Below are 20,312 nucleotides of genomic sequence, written 5' to 3'. Positions count from 1 at the left end.
ATCATTGGAAACCTTAAAGTCACTTGAAGGTCAAGCCCATGGACCCCCACGCTGCACAGTTCCGGATTGGCGAGGCCGCCCAGCAGTCCGGCGTGTCGGCCGCCAACATCCGGTACTACGAAAAAGAGGGGCTGCTGCCGCCCGGTGCGCGCGGCGACAACAGCTACCGCCTGTACAGCAGCGCCGACGTGCACCAGCTGCGGTTTATCCGCCTGTGCCGCGCCATGGACATGTCGCTGGACGAGGTCAGAACCTTGCTGGCGCTGGACTGGGACAGCAAGACGGACTGCCATGCCGCCTGCGACACGCTGGATGCACACCTGGTGCATGTGCGCACCCGCCTGGCCGAGCTGCAGGCGCTGGAGGCCGACCTGCAGGCGCTGCGCAGCCGTTGCGATGGCGCGGACGCCACTTGCCACATCATCGAAGCGCTGCATGCGCGGGCTGACGCGCAGCCCGTGGGCGTCAACGCCCCTCCCGGCCAGGGCAAGCGCCATGTGTGAGCAGTTGTTGTACGGTGCGGCTGCGTGTGCGCTATTTGCTATTTAATTGATAGCTGCTTGGGCATATGTTTGTAGCGCGACCGCCCGAAAATGGCCCAAATATCTCCAGAAGCCTGCCATGGGCTGCCCTGGCGCATGCCCCCGCTATGATCCGCCCATGATCTCGCGCCTTCCCGGCCTCTCCCTGCCCGAACGTGTGTGGAACACGGCGCGGCGCTGGGCGGTGGCCTGGTGGCGCATCCTGTACCTGGGTGCGGTGGTGCTGGTGCTGGTGTTGTCGCCGTCCAGCTACGGCAAGGGCACCCGCCGCGCGCTGGCCCGGCACCTGTATCTGGACACGGCGCCGGTGCTGCTGGGCTTCACGGTGCTGGCGGCGCTCATCAGCCTGGTGCTCACGCGCATTGTGGTGGTCACGGCGCTGAGCTACGGGCTGTCGCGCTATGCGCTGGAGATGGTGATCCGCGTGCTGGTGCTGGAGCTCATCCCGCTCACAGCCGCCTTGTTTGTGGCCATGCGCTGCACCATTCCCAACGGCTCGCAACTGGCGCACCTGCGGCTTACGGGCCGGTTCGAGGCGCTGCGCCGCCAGGGCTCCGACCCCGTGCGCATCGAACTGCTGCCCCGCGTGATTGCCGGGGTGTTTGCCTGCGTCACGCTGGCTGCGCTCAGTTGCGTGGTGGCGCTGGTGCTGGCGTACCTGGGGGTGTACGGCTTCAACATGGCGGGGCTGCCGAGCTATACGCGCATGTTCGGCCAGGTGTTTTCGCCCAGCGTGACCATGGTGTTTGTGCTCAAGACCCTGTTCTTCAGCTTGGCCGTGGCGCTGATCCCCATGGCTGCCGGGCTGTATGACAGCGGCGAACGCACCCAGCCCGACTCGGAACTGGGCGGCCTGGCCCGCATGTTTGCGGTGCTGCTGCTGATCGAGGTGGCCTCGCTCATGGGCAACTACTACTGACGGCCCGCGCCGGTCGCACCCACCCGCATAAACCCACGACATGAACGACCATCCTCCTCACCCATCGCATGGCCCCGCCGGGGCCGACGCGCCTCCGGTCGAGACCCTGCGCCCGGTGGCCTATCTGGAACTCAAGGCTGCGGCGCTGCTGCTGTTCACCTTGGCCCTCATCGTGGGTTCGGGCCTGTACCTGCTGTATGCGCGGGGTGCTTTTGAGCCCACGCAGACGCTGGTGCTGACGGCCGATGACTCCGAAGGCGTGGTGGTGGGCATGGACATGACCTTCTCGGGCTTTCCCATTGGCCGCGTGCGGCGCATCGAGCTGGCCGAATCAGGCAATGCCCGCATCCTGGTGGACGTGCCCCGCAAGGACGCGCACTGGCTGCGCGAGTCCAGCGTGTTCACGCTGGTACGCGGTCTGGTGGGGGGCACCAACATCCGGGCGTACTCCGGCATCCTGACCGACCCGGCACTGCCCGATGGCGCGGTGCGGCCGGTGTTGCGCGGGGATGCCACGGCGGAGATCCCGCAGCTCATGGCGACCGCGCGCGAGCTGCTGACCAACCTGAACGCCCTGACGTCGCCCGACGCCGCGCTGGGCAACACCCTGACCAACGTCAAGGCCCTCACGGAGCGCCTGAACGGGCCCGGCGGCGCCCTGGGCGTGCTGGTGGGCAACGAAGCCGATGCGAAGAAGATTGTGGCCACGCTGGAGCGCACCAACGCGCTGCTGGCGCGCCTGGACGGCATGGCCGCCCGCGCCGACAAACAGGTGTTTGGCAGCGAGGGCAACAAGGACGCGCTGGTGCCTGAGGTGCGCGCCACCATGGCCCAGCTCAATGGCTTGTTGTCCGACACCCGCACCAGCCTCAAGAAGGTGGATGCCGTGCTGGTGGAGGCCCAGGCCATCGGCACCAATGCCCGCGAAGCCACGACGGACCTGGGTGCGTTGCGCGCCGAGGTGGAAAGCAATCTGCGCAAGGTGGAAAGCCTGGTCAACGAGATCAACCGCAAATGGCCCTTTGCACGCGACACGGAGTTGAAGCTGCCATGAACCCCTCTGCTGCACTTCGTTTGCGGGCTGCATTGCGGCTCCTGTCCATCGGCTGTGCCTTCGCATTGGCTGCGTGTTCCAGCCAACCCCCGGTGCCTGACTGGCAGATGAACGCCCAGGGTGCGTCCCAGAAGGCCATCGAGGCCTACCTGTCCGGCAACGCGCGCGTGGAGAAGCTCGAATGGGACCGGGCCCGCGCCGAAGTGGCGCGCACGGGGCGCCTCGATCTGCTGGCGCGCCTGGAGCTGATGCGCTGCGCGGCCCAGGTGGCGAGTCTGGTCACCGAGCCCTGCGAACGCTTCGAGGCCTTGCGCGCCGACGCCGCTGCGCCCGAGCAGGCCTACGCCGACTATCTGGCGGGCCGCGTGCAGGCCGGCCAGGTGGCCCTATTGCCACCGGCGCAGCGTGCGGTCGCCACGGCAGGCAACGCTGCCACCTTGGCAGGCATTGCCGACCCCCTTTCGCGCTTGGTGGCGGCGGGCGTGTTGTTGCAGACGGGACACGCCAGCCCGGCAGTCATCGCAACAGCCACCGATACCGCGTCGGCACAGGGCTGGCGCAGGCCGCTGATGGCATGGTTGCTGCTGCAGGTGCGAAGGGCAGAGGCTGCCGGGGACACTGCGGCAGCCGATGCGTTGCGCCGTCGCGTAGGGGTGGTGGAGCAGTCGGGGTTTACGTCTCGATAGCGTTGGCCGCCACGCTAGGGAGGCGGCAGGTAACGAGCCGTGGCGCGGGCAAAAAAGCTGCCCGAGTTGCTTCAACAACCGCTACTCAAGCCATTGACCAGGCCGCAAGAAGCTGCATTGCCGCTGCTGGTGGCTTCGTCAACGCAGGCGAGCCTGCAACTGGGTTTCGATGTCGTCTCGCTCCATGGCGAACTGCTGGGGGCTGATCTCGTTGGACTCCAGCTTGCGGGCCACAGACAGCAGCAGCACCGTGTTTTCGAGACGTGTGTCTTGTTGCAGGGAGGGGGGCAGGGCGGTCAGGCGGTCAAAGCTTTGCTTGTACAGCTCGCTCCAGCTCATGGCCCCTGCCTGGGCTTGGGCCCTGGCACCGTCGTACCAGCGCGAGAACTCGTCCAAGGCGTTGTCGCGGGGACTGGAACAGCCCGCCACAGCGGCCAGCAACACCATCGAGCCCCAGAATTTCGGGGAGTGAATCAAGAAAAAACGGTTTGCAGAGATGCGAAAACGTGTGGTCACGATCGTCCTCCATTCCAGAATGCCACCGAAAAGTCCCGGTGTGCAGCGCCGAATGGTACTCCGATGCTATGCTTTTTACTACTGTGTTGCTGTTTGGACCCACACGCGCTGCAGCGCAGCGCCAGCCACTCCTGCACGCATCACAACTCAGTGGTCCAGAAAGCTGGTGGACAAAATCTGGTCGAGCCCGGTAAGCCCGTGCGACATCGAATCCACAGACTGCACGGCCACGTCCGGCATCAGCAATGACACCGCCGCCAGCACTGCCAGCACCACGGTTCCGATGAACGCTATCAACGCGCGCGCTCCCGGCGGTAAGGAATGGCGTTTCATGGTGAAGTCCTTTTGAAAAAAGGGGTGGGGGCCGCAATGACCTCCCGGTGCAACCTCAATGGCTGCTGGCTAGGATTTCAGCAAAGTGCCGCAGTTCCGCGTGTAAGACAAGTGCCATAACAGGGCTCCATGGGCAACTGTTACGGCCTGTTGCCTTTACAAACCTGCCAGAAACGTTCCGCGCCTTGCAAGCGTCCGGAGGTCCGGTTCAGGGCCTTGAGTTGGAGGCGGATGGAGTGCCAAGCGGACGGACTGCAGAGGGCTCCTGTGGAGCCGTCCAGCGGTCATCGCGGCATGAATAGATCAGGGTGCGGGCGTCTGAATCCACGCGGTGATCTGGGCAATGGCCTCCTGCTCGATGCCAATGAAGCCGGGCCAATGTTGGCCAGCACACTCATCACCGATGGGGGTTGGCGACGCCATGGACCACCCTGAGTTTTTTGACCTGCGCCCGCGCCAGCCCTCTCAGAATGGCGGGCGTATCGCTGGCCTGGCAGTGTTTGCAGCCGTCCCTGGCATGGTGGTAGACCAGCCTGGGACCTGTATGGCCTGCAGGTCCAGTGTGGGCACTGCACCCGGTGTGCTCCTGCGCACCACGCTGGAGGTCAGCCCCAGCCCCGCAATCGCAGGGTCGTTGACATGAATGGCCATGGCTGTCGCAGACACTGTCATGCGCCGAGCGGGGCGCACAGTCGTTGATGTTCAGCCCAAAGCGCCGGGGTCCTGTACGCAAAAAGCCAGCCCCCACAACAAAAAACCCAGGTGACCGGAATCACCTGGGTTGATATGTGGCGGAGAGGGCGGGATTCGAACCCGCGGTGGGGATTAGCCCACACACGCTTTCCAGGCGTGCGACTTAAACCGCTCATCCACCTCTCCGAAGCCCTCGATTATAGCCACAGGATTGGGTGCATTCCGGTCACTGATCGGTATCGCCTGAAAATTTCAGTGGGCCGACACGTTGTCAGCCTGCCTTTTGGGATGTCTGCACCATCTTCATCGCCGAGCCGATCAACGCCGACACCTCGGTCATGTTGCTGGGCACGATGAGGGTGGTGGTGGCGTCCGACGCGACTTGGCTGTAGGCATCCACGGCTTTTTCAGCCACCTTGAGCTGCACGGCCTGCTCGCCGCCGGGCTGGCGGATGGCTGCGGCCACGCGTTCGATAGCCTGGGCGTTGGCTTCGGCCACGGCCTTGATGGATTCGGCCTCGCCCTGGGCCTTGTTGATGACAGCCTGTTTTTCGCCCTCGGAGCGGGCGATGAAGGCCTCACGCTCGCCGGTGGCGATGTTGATCTGCTCCTGGCGGCGGCCTTCTGAGGCGGCAATCAGTGCGCGCTTCTCCCGCTCCGCAGTGATCTGGGCCTGCATGGCGTGCAGGATTTCCTTGGGAGGGGTCAGGTCCTTGATTTCATAACGCAGCACCTTCACACCCCAGTTGAGGGCGGCTTCGTCGATGGCCTGCACCACCTGTGCGTTGATGATGTCGCGCTCTTCGAAGGTCTTGTCGAGTTCGAGCTTGCCGATGACCGAGCGCAGCGAGGTCTGCGCCAGCTGGGTCACGGCCATGATGTAGTTGCTCGACCCATAGCTGGCGCGCATCGGGTCGGTGACCTGAAAGTACAGGATGCCGTCCACCTGCAGCTGCGTGTTGTCGCGCGTGATGCAGACCTGGCTGGGCACATCGAGCGGAATTTCCTTCAGGCTGTGTTTGTAGGCGACCTTGTCCACAAAGGGGATCAGAAAGTTCAGCCCGGGGGTCAGCGTGCCCGCATATTTGCCCAAGCGTTCCTTGACCCAGGCGTTTTGCTGGGGCACGACCTTGACCGAGCGGGCGATGAAGATCACGGCAATGATCAGGATGACGATGGCAATTTCCATGGGAAGCCTTTCTTGGGTGATCGACAGGGAGTCTGCGGTGTTTACAGCGGGTCCACCAGCAGGCGGTTGCCCACCAGCTCGGCGACGCGATGCATGCCAGTAGACGGGGTGACGCCGGGGCGGTGCATGGCCGTCCATTGGGCGCCCCGGTACTTCACGGTGGTCGTGCCGTCGGGGCTCCAGCTTTCGATGAGGAGGGTTTCGCCTACGTCCATGTTCACGCTGCGGTCCGCACGTGCAGACGGATCGCCGGGGCGCTTTCTCCGCAGCAGGTAGCAGGCCACGACAGCCCCGCCGCCCACAATGGCGGCAGACACCATCTGCATCGCGGACGCCAGGCCCAGGTGGGCGGCCAGGGCGGCGGCTACCAGCCCCAAGGCCACCATCAGCAAATAGAACGTGCCGGTGAGCAGTTCTGCCACGACCACGGCCCCTGCTGCCAGCCACCAGATGGTGGATGCCTCCATGTAGAACCTCCTTGTGTGGTTGTGTTTAGTGCACCACATTCTGGGTCAAAAGGATGGCAGTTCAAAGGCGCGTCAACGTTATTCCTTACACTTCGCGCCTATTTCGTTTTTTGGCCGGGCAGGCCACGGCTCCTTGGAGGCTGCGCATGAAGTTTCGCTTTCCCATCATCATCATCGATGAAGACTATCGTTCCGAGAACACCTCGGGGCTTGGCATTCGTGCGCTTGCACAGGCCATTGAGGCCGAGGGCTTTGAAGTGGTCGGGGTCACCAGCTATGGCGATCTCTCGCAGTTTGCACAGCAGCAAAGCCGCGCCAGTGCCTTCATCTTGTCCATCGACGATGAAGAATTCTCCGAGGGCGAAGGGCTGGACCCCATCGTGCTGAGCCTGCGCAACTTCATTGGCGAGGTGCGCCGCAAGAACGCCGAAGTGCCCATCTATGTGCACGGCGAAACCAAGACCAGCCGCCACCTGCCCAACGACATCCTGCGCGAGCTGCACGGCTTCATCCACATGTTCGAGGACACCCCCGAATTCGTGGCGCGCCACATCATCCGCGAGGCGAAGAGCTACCTGGAGAGCGTGCAGCCACCGTTCTTCAAGGCGCTGCTGGACTACGCCGAAGACGGCTCGTACAGCTGGCACTGCCCCGGTCACTCCGGCGGCGTTGCGTTCCTGAAGAGCCCCGTGGGCCAGATGTACCACCAGTTCTATGGTGAAAACATGCTGCGCGCCGACGTGTGCAACGCGGTGGAAGAGTTGGGCCAGCTGCTGGACCACAACGGCGCCATTGGCGAGAGCGAGCGCAACGCCGCGCGCATCTTCAATGCCGACCACTGCTTCTTTGTGACCAACGGCACGTCCACATCCAACAAGATGGTGTGGCACCACACTGTGGCACCCGGGGATGTGGTGGTCGTGGACCGCAACTGCCATAAGTCCATCCTGCACAGCATCATCATGACCGGGGCCGTCCCTGTGTTCATGAAGCCCACGCGCAACCACTTCGGCATCATCGGCCCCATCCCGCAAAGCGAGTTCGAGCCCAAGGCGATCGAGGCCAAAATCAAGGCCAACCCCCTGCTCAAAGGCGTGGATGCCAAGAAGGTCAAGCCCCGCGTGCTGACGCTCACGCAGTCCACCTACGACGGCGTGCTTTACAACACCGAGACCATCAAGGGCATGCTCGATGGCTACGTGGACAACCTGCACTTTGACGAGGCCTGGCTGCCGCACGCGGCGTTCCACCCGTTCTATGGCAGCTACCACGCCATGGGCAAAAAGCGCACACGCCCCAAGCACTCGGTGACGTACGCCACACAGTCCATCCACAAGCTGCTCGCCGGTATCAGCCAGGCATCGCATGTGCTGGTGCAGGACTCGCAGACCACCAAGCTCGACCGCCACCTGTTCAACGAGGCGTACCTGATGCACACCAGCACCAGCCCTCAGTACAGCATCATCGCCAGCTGCGATGTGGCCGCTGCGATGATGGAGCCACCTGGCGGCACCGCGCTGGTGGAAGAAAGCATTCTGGAGGCACTCGACTTTCGCCGCGCCATGCGCCAGGTGGAAGAAGAGTTCGGCAAGAACGATTGGTGGTTCAAGGTCTGGGGCCCTGAAAAGCTCACCGACGAGGGCATTGGCCGCGCAGAAGACTGGATCATCCGCAGCGACAGTAAGAGCAAGAAGGGCAGCAAGTGGCACGGCTTCGGCCAGCTGGCTGACGGCTTCAATATGCTGGACCCGATCAAGTCCACCATCGTCACGCCGGGCCTGAGCCTGGACGGCAAGTTTGACAAGACCGGCATCCCCGCGTCCATCGTGACCAAGTACCTCGCCGAGCACGGCGTGGTGGTGGAGAAGACGGGCCTGTACAGCTTCTTCATCATGTTCACCATCGGCATCACCAAGGGCCGCTGGAACACGCTGCTGACTGCGCTGCAGCAGTTCAAGGACGACTACGAGAAGAACCAGCCCATGTGGCGCATCCTTCCCGAGTTCTGCCAGCAGCACAAGCGCTACGAGCGCATGGGCCTCAAGGACCTGTGCCAGCATGTGCACGAGATGTACGCCAAGTACGACATCGCGCGCCTGACCACCGAGATGTACCTGTCGGACCTCACGCCCGCCATGAAGCCCTCGGATGCGTACGCGCACATTGCGCACCGCACCACCGAGCGCGTAGAGATCGACCACCTGGAGGGCCGCATCACCGTGGGCCTGGTCACACCGTACCCCCCAGGCATTCCGCTGCTGATTCCAGGCGAGGTGTTCAACAAGAAGATCGTGGACTACCTCAAGTTCGCCCGCGAATTCGCCAAGCTGTGCCCGGGCTTTGAGACCGATATCCACGGCCTGGTGGAAGTGGAAGACGAGAACGGCCAGGTGCGCTACTACGCCGACTGCGTGGCAGAGCAAGGCAAGACCGGCAAGAACCCCAAGCCACTGGCGACCGCCAAGAACCTGGTGCAGGTGGGCGACGATGGCCCGTACGGGCGCAACGTGTAAGCACGTCTTCGCGCTGGTGTGTGAGTGCACCAGCGTCTCGAAAATCGCTCCTCCGGCATGGCTGGCGGAGCGTTTTTTTTGTGCATTTGAATCCGCTGTTGTGGTGCTGCCGTATTGACTGTCAGCCGCGTGGTTTTCATGCGGTGACGACTGTCTTCACACACCTCTCAGGAGATTCCCATGACCCCTCGATTCAACGCCCGCCTTGCCACCATCGCCCTCACCGCAGCCATCGCCGCTGCCGCAATGCCTGCCGCAGCACAGGTCATGGTGGGCGGTGCGCCCATGCTGGCCAGCAAGGACATCATCGACAACGCCGTGAACTCCAAGGACCACACCACGCTGGTGGCCGCTGTGAAGGCTGCGGGCCTGGTCGAAACGCTCAAGGGCACCGGTCCCTTCACCGTGTTTGCGCCCACCAATGCGGCATTTGCCGCATTGCCCGCCGGCACGGTGGACACGCTGCTCAAGCCCGAGAGCAAGCCCACCCTGACCAAGGTGCTCACCTACCACGTGGTCGCGGGCAAGTACGACGCTGCTGCGTTGTCCAAGATGATTGCAGACGGCAAAGGCATGGCCAGTCTCAAGACGGTGGCGGGCGGTACGCTCACCGCCAAGGCCAGCGGCAATGCTGTCATGGTGACGGACGAAAAGGGCGGTACGGCGACGGTGACGATTGCCGACGTGTACCAGTCCAACGGCGTGATCCACGTGGTGGACAAGGTCCTGTTGCCGAACTGATTGCGCAACTGATGGGAGGGGCTGCCCGCTCGCTGGTATGGCCGCCGCATTGCAGGGCCGGGATCGGCCAGGGGTTGCTGTGGCCCCGTCAGCGGACCGGCGGCATGTCGTCCCGCACCCGCACAAAACTCGCGAAGCGTGGCACGCCACTGTCGTGGGTGCCCCTGAAGCGGTAGGTCACCCAACTGCCCACTGGCGGCGGGTGGTCGCGCTCCGCATCGGTCAACCCTGCGCCCAGCCGAAACCGCTGGCCCGAAGGCATCTCCACCACCAGCGCACCCACCCGCCCGGCGTGGCGGCCCTGGCCGGGCAGATGTGCCACCACGCGGGCCTCGGTGTCTTCGTGGGTCTTGACCTTGATGAGATCGTCACTGCGCCCTGCGCGGTACATCGATGCGCCACGGTGCAGCATCAGTCCTTCGCCGCCCGCACGCACGGTGCGCAGCAGCAACTTCTGGAGTGCGGCGTCACTTGCCACACGCTGTTGTGGCACCGCCTGCACCCAAGCCTGGTCCAGCGCTTCGACCAACTTGTTCAGTGCAGGAAGGCGCTGGTCAAACGTGCCACCATGGGCGGGCAGGTCAAACACCATAAAGCGCATCTCGCGCCATGCGGCATCGTCCGGCTGCTGCTGGCGCACGGTGGACTGGGCGTGGCTGAACCGGCCGCGTCCTGCCCACAACTCGCCGTCCATGGGAGTTTCAGGCCAGCCGGCGGTGAACCATGCCGGGGCCGCCACGGTCTCGCCGCCCCGCGTGCGCAGTGTGTGGCCGTCCCAATAGCCTCGCACGCCATCGTATTTTTCGCTCACCCAGTAGTCCGCCAGCCGCATGCCGGGGCGGTACACATTGGCCAGCAACAGGGCGGGCGCGTCGGCGGCCCAGGCCTGGGGTATTGCAAGTGCCGCCAGGGGTGCAAGGCCCATACAGGCCAGCCAGTGTCTGCGGAGCATAGGTAGGGTGGTGCTATCAAAAAAATAGCTTCTAGCGCATGATTTATGTGCGCTAGAAGCCAATTACGTAGTGAGCGTGCAGCCCTGGCGAGGATTTACACCTGGTCGGCGCTCAGGCCCGCCGTCTGGCTGAAGCCGCCGTCCACATAGGTGATCTCGGCGGTCATGCCCGAGGCAAGGTCCGACAGCAGGAAGGCCGCCACATTGCCCACGTCTTCAATCGTGACGTTGCGACGCAGGGGCGAGGCATCGGCCACGCGGCTGAGCAGCTTGCCAAAGTCCTTGATGCCGCTGGCAGCCAGCGTCTTGATGGGGCCTGCGCTGATGCCGTTGGCGCGGATGCTGCGACCGTCTTCGGTGCGGCCCACGGCCTCTGCCAGGTAGCGCACGCTGGCTTCCAGGCTGGCTTTGGCCAGACCCATGGTGTTGTAGTTGGGGATGGAGCGCAGCGCGCCCAGGTAGCTCAGTGTCAGCAGCGACGACTTGTCGTTCAGATAGGGCAGGGCCGCCTTGGCCATGGCCGGGAAGCTGTAGGCGCTGATGTCGTGTGCAATGCGGAAGCCTTCGCGGCTCAACCCGTCCAGAAAGTTGCCCGCAATCGCTTCGCGCGGTGCAAAGCCGATGCTGTGCACAAAGCCGTCAAACTTCGGCCAGGTCTGCGACAGATCCGCGAACATGCGCGCGATCTGCTCGTCGCTGGCCACATCGCAGTCAAACACCAGCTGGGAGTTGAACTCGGCCGCAAAGTCGGTGATGCGGTCCTTGAAGCGCTCGCCCACGTAGCTGAACGCCAGTTCGGCGCCTTGCTCGTGGCAGGCCTTGGCAATGCCGTAGGCGATGGAGCGGTTGGACAGCACGCCCGTGATGAGCAGCTTCTTGCCGGTCAGAAAACCCATGTGAAATCTCCTTGTGGAATAGCGGAATGCAGGCTTGGTGCCCGGTGCATGTGGATATGCGGCTTTGGCTGCAAGCCCCTGCGAACGTAGTGCAGAATTGTCGCATGCGGTTTTGGCTGGCTTTGTTGCTGATGGGGTGTGCTGTTCCAGCGTGGGCAGCGCATGCGTATGCCTTGTGGGGCGCGCCGCGCTATCCGGCGGGTTTTGCGCATTTCGACTACGTGAATCCCGACGCTCCCAAGGGCGGCGAGTTGCGGCTGGTCAGCAACCTGCGCGTCTCCACCTTCGACAAGTACAACCCGTTCACCATCAAGGGCAACGCACCCGCCTACCTGTCGTCGCTGATGTTCGACTCGCTGCTGGTGGGCTCCATGGACGAGACCGCGACCGGCTATGGTCTGCTGGCCGAGGACGTGGAAGTCGCCCCCGATGGGCTGTCTGCCACGTTCCGCCTACGGCCCGAGGCGCGGTTTCACAACGGCAAGCCAGTGCTGGCCCAGGACGTGAAGCACAGCTACGAAACGCTGGTGGGTCCCTTCACCTCGCCTGCGTACAAGACTTTGCTGATCGAGGTGGCGGGCGTGGATGTGATCAACGACCGCACCGTGCGCTACCGCTTCAAGCAACCCAACCGCGAGCTTCCCATCACCGTGGGCGGCTTGCCGGTGTTCAGTCGCGACTGGGGCGTGGAAAACGGCAAGGCCAAGCCCTTTGACCAGGTGGTGATGGACATCCCCATCGGCAGCGGCCCCTACAAGATCGGGCCCGTGCGGTTTGGCAAGGACATCACCTATGTGCGCGACCCGCAGTACTGGGCACGCGACCTCAATGTGCGCAAGGGCACGGCCAACTTCGACCGCATCCTCGTCAAGATCTACAAGGACAACACCGCGCGGCTGGAGGCCCTGAAGGCGGGCGAGTTCGACCTCATGCGGTTCTTCAGCGCGGGCGACTGGGCCCGCCGCGTCACGGGCAAAAAATTCGACACCGGCGAGCTGGTCAAGGGCGAGTTCAAGCACAAGCTGCCGTCGGGCTTTCAGAGCTACGTGCTCAACACCCGCCGCCCGCTGCTGCAGGATGCGCGCGTGCGAGAGGCCCTGGGCCTGGCGATGGACTATGAGTGGATGAACCGCCAGATGTTCTACGGCGCCTACCAGCGCGTGAACGGCCTGTTTGGCAACACCGCGTGCGAAACCAGGGGCAGTCCGTCGCCCGAGGAGCTTGCGCTGATGGAGCCCTACCGCAAAGACATTCCCGCAACCGCCTTTGGCCCCATGACCATGCCCCCGCGCACCGACGGCGATTCGTCATTGCGTGCCAACCTGCGCCGCGCGCAGGCCCTGCTCAAACAGGCGGGCTGGGAGGTGCGCGATGGCGCCCTGCGCAACGCGAAGGGCGAGGCCATGGTGCTGGAATACATGGACAGCAACGAAGGTGGAGTGCGCACCATCACCCCCTGGATGCGCAACCTCGAAAAGATCGGTGTCACCTTGCGCTTCCGCTCCGTGGACTTTGCGCTGTACCAGCAGCGCCTGCAGAAGTTTGACTTCGACATCACCTCGATGGCCTTCCAGGGCACCCACAACCCGGGGCAGGAGTTTGCCGACATGTTCGGCAGCCAGGCGGCCGACGTGGAGGACTCCGGCAACTTTGCGGGCGTGAAGAACCCTGCGGTGGACGCCATGATCAAGGCCATGACCTCGGCCAGAACCGAAGCCCAGCTGCTGCCCGCCTGCCACGCGCTGGAGCGCATCATTGCGCACAGCCACTACCTCATTCCGCAATGGACGGCGGCCACGCACCGCATGGCCTACAACGCCTGGAGACTGGCCAAGCCCGCCACGGTGCCGCCGTACTCCAGCGGCGAGGGCTGGGTCATTGACACCTGGTGGGCACGCATACCGCCACAGACCGCGCCCGACAAAAAATAACCACACGCCAGCCCACCCATGTTTGCCTACATCCTCAAACGCGTGTTGCTGATGCTCCCTACCTTGCTGGGCGTGCTGCTGCTGACCTTTGTGGTGATCCAGTTTGTGCCGGGCGGCCCCGTGGAGCAGTACATGGCCGAAGCCAAGGCTGGCGTTGGCGGGGGCGGTGGTGCCGAAGGCGGCGGCCTGAGCTACCGGGGCGCGCAGGGCGTGGACCCCAAGCGGTTGGAGCAGATCAAGGCCTTGTACGGCTTTGACAAGCCTGCACATGAACGTTTTTTTCAGATGCTGGGTCAGTTCGCGCGTTTTGATCTGGGCAAGAGCTTCTTTCAGAACAAGGACGTGTGGCAACTGGTGGTCGAGAAGCTCCCGGTCTCCATCAGCCTCGGCCTCTGGACCTTCTTCATCAGCTACCTCGTCGCCGTGCCGCTGGGCGTGGCCAAGGCGGTGCGGGCCGGGTCGCGGTTTGACCTGGTGACCACGCTGCTCATCCTGCTGGGCTACGCCATTCCGGGCTTTGTGCTGGGTGTGGCGTTGCTGGTCATCTTTGGCGGGCAGCTGCAGTGGTTTCCGCTGCGGGGGCTCACGTCGGCCAATTGGGACGAGCTGTCCTGGGGTGCGCGCATCGTGGACTATCTGTGGCACATCACGCTGCCGGTGATCGCCATGGTGCTGGGCAGCTTTGCCGTGACGGCCATGCTGACCAAGAACGCGTTCCTCGAAGAGATCAGCAAGCAGTACGTGCTGACGGCCCGTGCCAAGGGCCTGAGCGAGCGGCAGGTGCTGTGGAAGCATGTGTTCCGCAACGCGCTCATCCCCATCATCACCGGGTTCCCCGCTGCCTTCATCGGGGCGTTCTTTGCGGGCTCGCTGCTCATCGAAACCCTGTTCTCGCTCGACGGCCTGGGCCTGCTCAGCTATGAGAGCGTGATCCGCCGCGACTACCCCGTGGTGCTGGGCACGCTGTATTTGTTCACGCTGATCGGGCTGGTCACCAAGCTTGTCAGCGACCTTTGTTATGTGTGGGTGGACCCGCGCGTGAAGTTTGACTAGCCCGAACGAACCCATGGCCCTGATGAGTTCTGCTCCCGCATCGCCTTCGCTCTCGCCCTCCCGCCGCGCGTGGCTGCGCTTCAAGCGCAATCGCCTGGGGTACTGGAGCCTGCTGATCTTCTGCGCCCTGGTGCTGGTGAGCCTGTGCGCCGAGCTGGTCAGCAACGACAAGCCTCTTATCGTGCGCTACGAGGGGCAAACCTACTTCCCCATGCTCAAGGACTACCCCGAAAGGACCTTCGGCGGAGACTTCGAGACACCAACCGATTACCTGGACCCCTTCATCAAGGAGCGCCTCTCCGCTGGCAGCAACTGGGCGCTTTACACCTTGAACCCCTACGGCCCCAACACGCTCAATTACTTCGCCAAGGCACCCAACCCCTCGGCGCCGACGGCGGACAACTGGCTGGGTACGGACGACCGCGGACGTGACCTGCTGGCGCAGCTGCTTTACGGATTCCGTGTGAGTGTGCTGTTTGGTCTGGCGCTCACCGTCACAGGCGTGTTGCTGGGCATGCTCACCGGCGCCATCCAGGGATTTTTTGGCGGCAAGACCGACCTGGCGTTTCAGCGCTTCATCGAAATCTGGGGCTCCATGCCAGAGCTGTATCTGCTCATCATCTTCAGCGCGGTATTCGCGCCCAGCATCGCGCTGCTGCTCATCTTGCTGAGCCTGTTTGGCTGGATGGGGCTGTCGGACTATGTGCGGGCCGAGTTCTTGCGCAACCGCCAGCTTGACTATGTGAAGGCGGCGCGCGCCCTGGGGGTGAGCAATGCCCAAATCATCTGGCGTCACATCCTGCCCAACAGCTTGACGCCCGTGGTCACGTTCTTGCCCTTCCGCATGAGCGGGGCCATCCTGGCGCTCACATCGCTGGATTTTCTGGGCCTGGGCGTGCCGCCCGGCACGCCCTCGCTGGGCGAGTTGCTCAGCCAGGGCAAGAACAGCATTGATGCGTGGTGGATATCGTTGTCCACCTTCGGCGTGCTGGTGGTCACCTTGTTGTTGCTGACCTTCATGGGGGATGCGCTGCGCGATGCGCTGGACCCCAGAAAGGCGGATCTGTGACCATGACGGCATCCAGCATGAAACCCGCGCTGCTCGAAGTTCACGACCTGCATGTGCGCTTTGGCTCCAAAGAGGTGGTGCGCGGCGTCAACTTCACGTTGGCTGCGGGCGAAAAGCTGGCACTGGTGGGCGAGTCCGGCTCGGGCAAGACCATCACGGCGTTGAGCCTGCTGCGGTTGGCGGGCAATGCCGCCATCACCGGCCAGGCCCTGCTGCAAGGGCGGGGCGACCTTCTGGCGATGACCGAGCGCGAGATGCGCGGCGTGCGCGGCGGCGATATCGCCATGGTGTTCCAGGAGCCCATGACCGCGCTCAACCCGCTGATGACGATAGGCCAGCAGATCGCCGAAATCCTGCTGCTCAAGAAGGGGCTCACCGGCGCCCAGTGCGCGCAAGCCGCCATTGAGCTGCTGGCGCAAACCGGCATCCCCGAGCCCGCGCGCCGCGCCAACAGCTTTCCACACCAGCTCAGCGGCGGCCAGCGCCAGCGCGCCATGATCGCCATGGCCCTGGCCAGCGCGCCGAAGCTCTTGCTGGCCGACGAGCCCACCACCGCACTGGACGTGACCTTGCGGGGCCAGATCCTGGACCTGCTGAGCGACTTGCAGCGCCAGACCGGCATGGCGGTGCTGCTGATCACGCATGACCTGAACCTGGTGCGCCGCTTTGCCGACCGTGTGGCCGTGATGGAGCAGGGGGTGCTGGTAGAGCAGGGCCCAGTGGCCGACGTGTTCGGCGCGCCCCAGCATGCCTACACCCGCCGTCTGATCGCCAGCCAGCCGCGCCGCGATGTGGTCGAGTCAGACCCACCCGCAGGCACTGCACCGGTGGTGCAGACACGGGATCTGCGCGTGGTCTACCCCACGCCATTGCCGGGCATCAGGGGCTGGTTCAAAAAAGGTGAGTTTGTGGCCGTGCAAGGCGCCACGCTGCAACTGCTGCCCGGCCAGACACTGGGCGTAGTGGGCGAATCTGGCTCGGGCAAGTCCACGCTGGCACAGGCCATCCTGGGGCTGCTGCCATACGCAGGTGAGTTGCAGGTGGGAGGGCAGGCGTGGCAACAGCCTGCCACGCGCAACACACCAGCCAACCAGCAGCTGCGCCGCCGGGTGCAGGTGGTGTTCCAGGACCCGTTTTCATCGCTGTCACCGCGTCTCACAGTCGAAGAGATCGTGGGCGAGGGCCTGAAGGTACACGAGCCCACACTGACCGTGGCCCAGCGCCGCGTGCGCGTCGAGGCCGCGCTGGACGAGGTGGGCTTGGCCGAGACTCAGTACCCGCGTTTGCTCGAGCGTTACCCGCATGAATTCTCCGGCGGCCAGCGCCAGCGGCTGGCCATTGCGCGTGCCCTGATCGTGCAGCCCCAGGTGCTGGTGCTGGATGAGCCCACCAGCGCGCTCGATGTGACCATCCAGCAGCAGGTGCTGGGCCTGCTGCAGCGCCTGCAAAAAGAAAAGGGCCTGAGCTACTTGCTCATCACCCACGACGTGGATGTGATCCGCGCCATGGCGCACGATGTGGTGGTGATGAAGGACGGCGCGGTGCTAGAAAGTGGCAGCGTGGCCGATGTGCTGGATGCCCCCCAGCACCCGTACACCCAGCGTCTGGTAGCTGCCGCCACAGTGCCTGGTGGGTGAGTTTCAGGCCAAATCTGCCGCAGGCGCTAGTGCAACATGCGCTGGCTGCTATCAATTTTGATTGTCTGGTGCCGTCGGCGCCGAGCTGTTCACTGGGCGCCGCAAGCCTTCAGGCCCCGCTGCGCTGTCATCAGGTCCTGACCGCCACCCGGCGCGCATGTTGCTCTGCACCGGGCTGCGCCCAGACGATCTTGCTCACATCCACTCCCAGGGCCCTCGCACGCTCCATCAGGTGTTCGCGCACATGCCAGGGCAGGGTGGGGGTGCGTGACAGTACCCACAGGTAGTCGGTGCTGGAGCCCACCACCATCGCCCACTGGTAGTTTTCGTCCAGCGCCACCACGTTGTAGCCGCCATAGAACGGTCCGAAGAACGACACCTTGAGTGCGGCCCGGTCGGGGCTGTCCACAAACTCTGCCCGGCCTTCGGCCTCTCTCCACTGCTTGCGCACCGGGTCGTACCCTCGGTTCACCACCTTGATGGTGTTGTCCGCGTTGCGGCTGTACGTGGCGCTGGCCTGGGTCAGCCCCCGCTCAAACGAGTTTTCAATGCGCGCCAGCTCGTGCCAGTGCCCTGCATACCGGTCCACGTCAAAGCCCGTGACGGGTTGCACGCCATCCGGTGTGCGTGGCGTCGAGCACGCTGACAGCACCAGCACGCCCATCAACGCAGCCGCGCCCACGATGAGCGGCCAGGGGGAGCGGCGAGGTGCGGTGCGGATGGCTTGCATGGTGGGTTCTCCTGTGGGTGGGTTCTGGTGGTGGGGCCACCGCGCTGGCTGTGCCCTTCTCCTCGCAACCGACTGTAGGGACCGTGGAATGCGCCCGGTGTAGGAAGGCGCTGGCGCACGGTGTCGGCGGTGTGGCGGGTCTGGTGTCCCTGTCCGGTTGTTGTCGCCGTGGCGTGGGCGTTGAGCAGCCCGCGTGTGGCATGTCCTGTGCGTTGTCATCGATGTATGCATGCAGCCTGCCCCGTGCGGGGTTAGAGTGCTGCAGGGCAACGGCAGTGGGGCCTCTCCACCCCTCCCGCGTTCGGCCGTTATGTTGTCAAGGAGGTCCCGTGAACCATCCCAGCTCTCCATCCCTTTCTGCGCTCCCTGCCGCCTCGGCACAGGCGCAGCAACACAGTCTTGCTGCCGACGACCCGGCCACACGCAGCTACCAGCAGGCGCAGCGCAACGGCCTGCCGGGTGCATGGAGCTGTGGCTTGCACCTGGGGCCTCACCAGGTGCTCTGGGCTGCGGGGGCAGATACCCCCATGCCGTCCGTGCAGCTGAGTCTGCCGCTGGGTGGCGAGCGCACGGCGCGCCAGTTTTTCCGCCATGCCGTGCCAACACCTCTGGAACTGGAGAACGCCATTGCCGTAGTGGAGGATGAGGTCCATGTGGGCCACCAGCAACTGCAAGGCCTGTTGCCCGGCGGGCAGGTGTGGGCCCCATGGTCTGCAGATGCGGCGTTGCATGACCTGGCCACCTTGGCGGGTGTGCCGCCGGGGGCCCAGCGCGTGCTGACGCTGGAGGCCATGGAGCGTCTTTTCAACCGCCTGGCCGCTGTGGCCGAAGGGCGCCCCGCCGCACACGAAGGCCTGCCGAAGGATCCTGTCTTTGCGGGCACGCTGCTGGTGTTGCGCGAGCTCATGCACCACCTGCCGTTTGCCACGCTGACCCTGATGAACAGGCCCTAGCCGTTATCCAAGACGGCGTGACGCTGCACGCTCCGCAGCATGTCCTCGCGCAGTGCCATAGCACTAAGCAAAGGTATCGACCGACTCTCCCAACCCCGGCAGGCTCTGCGGCTTGTTCGCCGGGGTGGATCGTGGCTGCTGGCTGGCCTTGGCCTGTTGCTGTGCCTGGGCTCGGTCCATCTGCTCTTGCTGCATCTGGCGCTGGATGGCTGCTATCTGTTGCTGCACCATCTGGATCTGGGCCTGCAGCAGTTTGACCTTCTCCTGCTTGGCCTTGGGCTCCATGTCCTGTCCGGCGACGTTGCGCAGTTCGTCGGTCAGTTCGCGCATCCGTTTTTGCAGCTTGTTGATGTTGCTGGCTGCACTGGCGCTGGACGCTGTGCCCGTCGAAGGGGTTGCACTTGAAATCTGCATGCTGTGTTATCGGCACATCCGCAGAAATCTCAAGCCGTGGCCCTGACGCGCGCGATGACTTCGGCCTGCGGGCCTTCATGCATGCGGCGGTGCCGAGAACCACTCCCGCAGGAAGTCGGTCAGCGCGCGCATCTTGGCCGACAGATCGCTGCGTGTGGGGTAGACCAGCGTCACGTCGGCCGCCGGCAGCGACCATGTTGGCAGCACGCGCAGCAAGCGGCCTGCAGAAAGGTGGACCGCCACGTCCCATTCGGATCGCATCAGCACGCCGTGGCCCTCCAGCGCCCAGGTGGTGGCAGCTGCGCCATCGTTGGTGCTCAGCATGCCGCGCACCTTCACTGTCTCCTGGCGCTCGCCCTGGCGCAGATGCCAGGTGCCGTAGGTCTCGTCGCTTTCGCGGATCACGATGCACTGGTGGGCCAGCAGGTCTGCCGGTTGCACGGGCTCGCCTGCCTGGGCAAGGTAGGTGGGCGATGCGCACAGCACACGCCGGTTGGCGAGCAGTTTGCGGGCCGTGAGGCGTGAGTCCGGCAGGTCACCAAATCGCACGGCGGCGTCAAAGCCTTGTTCCACCAGATTCACGGGCCGGTCTGTCAGGTGCAGCTGCACCTCCACCTCGGGGTAGGCGCGTGCAAATGCCGACAGGGCGGGGGCAATGTGCATTCGGCCAAAACCCAGCGTGGCTGCCAGCTTGATGAGCCCGCGTGGCGAGCTGCGCGCGCCAGCCACGGTGCGTTCCAGCGCATCCAGGTCGCCGAGGATGCGCGTGCCGTCGAGCAGGTAGGTCTCACCCTCGGGCGTCAGGCTCATGCGTCGGGTGGTGCGGCGCAGCAGCCGCACGCCCAGCCGCCGTTCCAGCTGCGCCAGGCGCCTGCTGGCGGCCGGCGGAGTGATGCCCATCTGCTGGGCGGCAGCCGCGAGGCTGCCTTCCTTCATCAGCAGTGCAAAAAACCGCAAGTCTGAAAAAGCGTCCATGGGCTTGTGGGTGATTAGTGTGTTTGATTTACGAATGAAGTAATTTTGA

20 protein-coding genes and 1 tRNA gene are annotated in these 20,312 nt (G+C 64.2%); 11 read left to right on the top strand and 10 right to left on the bottom strand.

From position 1 onward, the window contains the following. Window positions 1–38 precede the first annotated feature (38 nt). The 4 genes from ASC83_RS14995 to ASC83_RS14980 all read left to right on the top strand — a co-directional run bounded on the left by ASC83_RS14995 (window position 39) and on the right by ASC83_RS14980 (window position 3,201). Window positions 39–503, top strand: a complete 465-nt coding sequence (locus ASC83_RS14995; RefSeq protein ID WP_056065109.1) for a Cd(II)/Pb(II)-responsive transcriptional regulator — start codon at window positions 39–41, stop codon at window positions 501–503. A 157-nt stretch (window positions 504–660) separates the two neighbouring features. After that, window positions 661–1,461, top strand: a complete 801-nt coding sequence (locus ASC83_RS14990; protein ID WP_015014693.1) for an ABC transporter permease — start codon at window positions 661–663, stop codon at window positions 1,459–1,461. 40 nt (window positions 1,462–1,501) lie between these two features. Beyond that, window positions 1,502–2,515: an MlaD family protein gene (locus ASC83_RS14985; RefSeq protein WP_056064070.1), complete on the top strand. Its 1,014-nt coding sequence runs from the start codon at window positions 1,502–1,504 to the stop codon at window positions 2,513–2,515. Next, window positions 2,512–3,201 (top strand): hypothetical protein, encoded by a 690-nt coding sequence (locus ASC83_RS14980; RefSeq protein WP_056064066.1) that lies wholly within the window; start codon window positions 2,512–2,514, stop codon window positions 3,199–3,201. Before ASC83_RS14985 ends, ASC83_RS14980 begins: the two co-directional genes overlap by 4 nt. A 138-nt stretch (window positions 3,202–3,339) precedes the next feature. Here the strand turns inward: ASC83_RS14980 and ASC83_RS14975 are convergent, their stop codons facing one another. The 5 genes from ASC83_RS14975 to ASC83_RS14950 all read right to left on the bottom strand — a co-directional run bounded on the left by ASC83_RS14975 (window position 3,340) and on the right by ASC83_RS14950 (window position 6,399). Beyond that, the gene (locus ASC83_RS14975; RefSeq protein ID WP_082522467.1) at window positions 3,340–3,717 is read right to left on the bottom strand and encodes a hypothetical protein; all 378 of its coding nucleotides are present in this window, start codon (window positions 3,715–3,717) and stop codon (window positions 3,340–3,342) included. A gap of 147 nt (window positions 3,718–3,864) precedes the next feature. Beyond that, the gene (locus ASC83_RS14970) at window positions 3,865–4,050 is read right to left on the bottom strand and encodes a hypothetical protein (RefSeq protein WP_056064060.1); all 186 of its coding nucleotides are present in this window, start codon (window positions 4,048–4,050) and stop codon (window positions 3,865–3,867) included. Window positions 4,051–4,839: 789 nt separating this feature from the next. Then, window positions 4,840–4,929: transfer RNA gene (locus ASC83_RS14960), tRNA-Ser, on the bottom strand. An 85-nt stretch (window positions 4,930–5,014) separates the two neighbouring features. Then, on the bottom strand, window positions 5,015–5,932 hold the full coding sequence (locus tag ASC83_RS14955; protein ID WP_056064052.1) for an SPFH domain-containing protein: 918 nt from the start codon (window positions 5,930–5,932) through the stop codon (window positions 5,015–5,017). Between the two features lie 41 nt (window positions 5,933–5,973). Further along, the gene (locus ASC83_RS14950; RefSeq protein WP_056064049.1) at window positions 5,974–6,399 is read right to left on the bottom strand and encodes an NfeD family protein; all 426 of its coding nucleotides are present in this window, start codon (window positions 6,397–6,399) and stop codon (window positions 5,974–5,976) included. A gap of 146 nt (window positions 6,400–6,545) precedes the next feature. On the opposite strand from ASC83_RS14950, the gene ASC83_RS14945 reads away from it, so the two are divergent. Then, a complete protein-coding gene (locus tag ASC83_RS14945; RefSeq protein ID WP_056064046.1) occupies window positions 6,546–8,912 on the top strand; it encodes an arginine/lysine/ornithine decarboxylase in 2,367 nt (788 codons plus the stop codon). Between the two features lie 180 nt (window positions 8,913–9,092). Next, window positions 9,093–9,653 carry a fasciclin domain-containing protein gene (locus ASC83_RS14940; RefSeq protein WP_056064043.1) on the top strand — a complete coding sequence of 187 codons (561 nt, stop codon included), beginning with the start codon at window positions 9,093–9,095 and terminating at the stop codon, window positions 9,651–9,653. Window positions 9,654–9,741: 88 nt separating this feature from the next. On the opposite strand, the gene ASC83_RS14935 is transcribed toward ASC83_RS14940, so the two are convergent. Beyond that, window positions 9,742–10,605 (bottom strand): DNA ligase, encoded by an 864-nt coding sequence (locus ASC83_RS14935; protein WP_056064040.1) that lies wholly within the window; start codon window positions 10,603–10,605, stop codon window positions 9,742–9,744. A gap of 95 nt (window positions 10,606–10,700) precedes the next feature. After that, window positions 10,701–11,501 carry an enoyl-ACP reductase FabI gene (gene fabI / locus ASC83_RS14930; RefSeq protein ID WP_056064037.1) on the bottom strand — a complete coding sequence of 267 codons (801 nt, stop codon included), beginning with the start codon at window positions 11,499–11,501 and terminating at the stop codon, window positions 10,701–10,703. Between the two features lie 104 nt (window positions 11,502–11,605). Between fabI and ASC83_RS14925 the strand changes: the two genes are divergently transcribed. Genes ASC83_RS14925 through ASC83_RS14910 form a run of 4 tightly spaced genes read left to right on the top strand, consistent with a single transcriptional unit; the run spans window position 11,606 to window position 17,191 of the window. Continuing rightward, window positions 11,606–13,432 (top strand): extracellular solute-binding protein, encoded by a 1,827-nt coding sequence (locus tag ASC83_RS14925; protein ID WP_056064034.1) that lies wholly within the window; start codon window positions 11,606–11,608, stop codon window positions 13,430–13,432. 18 nt (window positions 13,433–13,450) lie between these two features. Continuing rightward, on the top strand, window positions 13,451–14,485 hold the full coding sequence (locus ASC83_RS14920; protein ID WP_056064031.1) for a microcin C ABC transporter permease YejB: 1,035 nt from the start codon (window positions 13,451–13,453) through the stop codon (window positions 14,483–14,485). 22 nt (window positions 14,486–14,507) lie between these two features. Beyond that, window positions 14,508–15,554 carry an ABC transporter permease gene (locus ASC83_RS14915; RefSeq protein ID WP_056065107.1) on the top strand — a complete coding sequence of 349 codons (1,047 nt, stop codon included), beginning with the start codon at window positions 14,508–14,510 and terminating at the stop codon, window positions 15,552–15,554. 2 nt (window positions 15,555–15,556) lie between these two features. After that, on the top strand, window positions 15,557–17,191 hold the full coding sequence (locus tag ASC83_RS14910) for an ABC transporter ATP-binding protein (RefSeq protein WP_056064028.1): 1,635 nt from the start codon (window positions 15,557–15,559) through the stop codon (window positions 17,189–17,191). Window positions 17,192–17,321: 130 nt separating this feature from the next. Here the strand turns inward: ASC83_RS14910 and ASC83_RS14905 are convergent, their stop codons facing one another. Continuing rightward, window positions 17,322–17,921 (bottom strand): lipocalin family protein, encoded by a 600-nt coding sequence (locus ASC83_RS14905; protein WP_056064024.1) that lies wholly within the window; start codon window positions 17,919–17,921, stop codon window positions 17,322–17,324. 329 nt (window positions 17,922–18,250) lie between these two features. On the opposite strand from ASC83_RS14905, the gene ASC83_RS23620 reads away from it, so the two are divergent. Next, entirely contained in the window at window positions 18,251–18,874 is a 624-nt protein-coding gene (locus ASC83_RS23620; RefSeq protein WP_082522466.1) for a hypothetical protein, read from the top strand. Window positions 18,875–18,937: 63 nt separating this feature from the next. On the opposite strand, the gene ASC83_RS14895 is transcribed toward ASC83_RS23620, so the two are convergent. Both ASC83_RS14895 and ASC83_RS14890 read right to left on the bottom strand, forming a co-directional pair. After that, window positions 18,938–19,288, bottom strand: coding sequence for a FlxA-like family protein (locus tag ASC83_RS14895; protein WP_056064021.1), 351 nt, complete (start codon window positions 19,286–19,288; stop codon window positions 18,938–18,940). Between the two features lie 75 nt (window positions 19,289–19,363). After that, a complete protein-coding gene (locus ASC83_RS14890) occupies window positions 19,364–20,263 on the bottom strand; it encodes a LysR substrate-binding domain-containing protein (RefSeq protein ID WP_056064017.1) in 900 nt (299 codons plus the stop codon). Between the last annotated feature and the right edge of the window lie 49 nt (window positions 20,264–20,312).

The sequence above is a fragment of the Acidovorax sp. Root402 genome, assembly GCF_001425125.1.
Taxonomy (GTDB): domain Bacteria; phylum Pseudomonadota; class Gammaproteobacteria; order Burkholderiales; family Burkholderiaceae_C; genus Acidovorax; species Acidovorax delafieldii.
Note: the sequence above shows the minus strand (reverse complement) of the source record. Positions and strands in the feature narration are given on the sequence as shown.

Excerpts from the sequence above, each read along its gene's own strand:
- ASC83_RS14985 (WP_056064070.1), top strand. The coding sequence starts at position 1,502 with ATGAACGACCATCCTCCTCACCCATCGCATGGCCCCGCCGGGGCCGAC.
- ASC83_RS14895 (WP_056064021.1), bottom strand. The coding sequence starts at position 19,288 with ATGCAGATTTCAAGTGCAACCCCTTCGACGGGCACAGCGTCCAGCGCC.
- ASC83_RS14915 (WP_056065107.1), top strand. The coding sequence starts at position 14,508 with ATGAGTTCTGCTCCCGCATCGCCTTCGCTCTCGCCCTCCCGCCGCGCG.
- ASC83_RS14990 (WP_015014693.1), top strand. The coding sequence starts at position 661 with ATGATCTCGCGCCTTCCCGGCCTCTCCCTGCCCGAACGTGTGTGGAAC.
- ASC83_RS14980 (WP_056064066.1), top strand. The coding sequence starts at position 2,512 with ATGAACCCCTCTGCTGCACTTCGTTTGCGGGCTGCATTGCGGCTCCTG.
- ASC83_RS14950 (WP_056064049.1), bottom strand. The coding sequence starts at position 6,399 with ATGGAGGCATCCACCATCTGGTGGCTGGCAGCAGGGGCCGTGGTCGTG.
- fabI (WP_056064037.1), bottom strand. The coding sequence starts at position 11,501 with ATGGGTTTTCTGACCGGCAAGAAGCTGCTCATCACGGGCGTGCTGTCC.
- ASC83_RS14940 (WP_056064043.1), top strand. The coding sequence starts at position 9,093 with ATGACCCCTCGATTCAACGCCCGCCTTGCCACCATCGCCCTCACCGCA.
- ASC83_RS14995 (WP_056065109.1), top strand. The coding sequence starts at position 39 with ATGGACCCCCACGCTGCACAGTTCCGGATTGGCGAGGCCGCCCAGCAG.
- ASC83_RS14935 (WP_056064040.1), bottom strand. The coding sequence starts at position 10,605 with ATGCTCCGCAGACACTGGCTGGCCTGTATGGGCCTTGCACCCCTGGCG.
- ASC83_RS14970 (WP_056064060.1), bottom strand. The coding sequence starts at position 4,050 with ATGAAACGCCATTCCTTACCGCCGGGAGCGCGCGCGTTGATAGCGTTC.
- ASC83_RS14955 (WP_056064052.1), bottom strand. The coding sequence starts at position 5,932 with ATGGAAATTGCCATCGTCATCCTGATCATTGCCGTGATCTTCATCGCC.
- ASC83_RS14910 (WP_056064028.1), top strand. The coding sequence starts at position 15,557 with ATGACGGCATCCAGCATGAAACCCGCGCTGCTCGAAGTTCACGACCTG.
- ASC83_RS14925 (WP_056064034.1), top strand. The coding sequence starts at position 11,606 with ATGCGGTTTTGGCTGGCTTTGTTGCTGATGGGGTGTGCTGTTCCAGCG.
- ASC83_RS14920 (WP_056064031.1), top strand. The coding sequence starts at position 13,451 with ATGTTTGCCTACATCCTCAAACGCGTGTTGCTGATGCTCCCTACCTTG.
- ASC83_RS14945 (WP_056064046.1), top strand. The coding sequence starts at position 6,546 with ATGAAGTTTCGCTTTCCCATCATCATCATCGATGAAGACTATCGTTCC.
- ASC83_RS14905 (WP_056064024.1), bottom strand. The coding sequence starts at position 17,921 with ATGCAAGCCATCCGCACCGCACCTCGCCGCTCCCCCTGGCCGCTCATC.
- ASC83_RS14890 (WP_056064017.1), bottom strand. The coding sequence starts at position 20,263 with ATGGACGCTTTTTCAGACTTGCGGTTTTTTGCACTGCTGATGAAGGAA.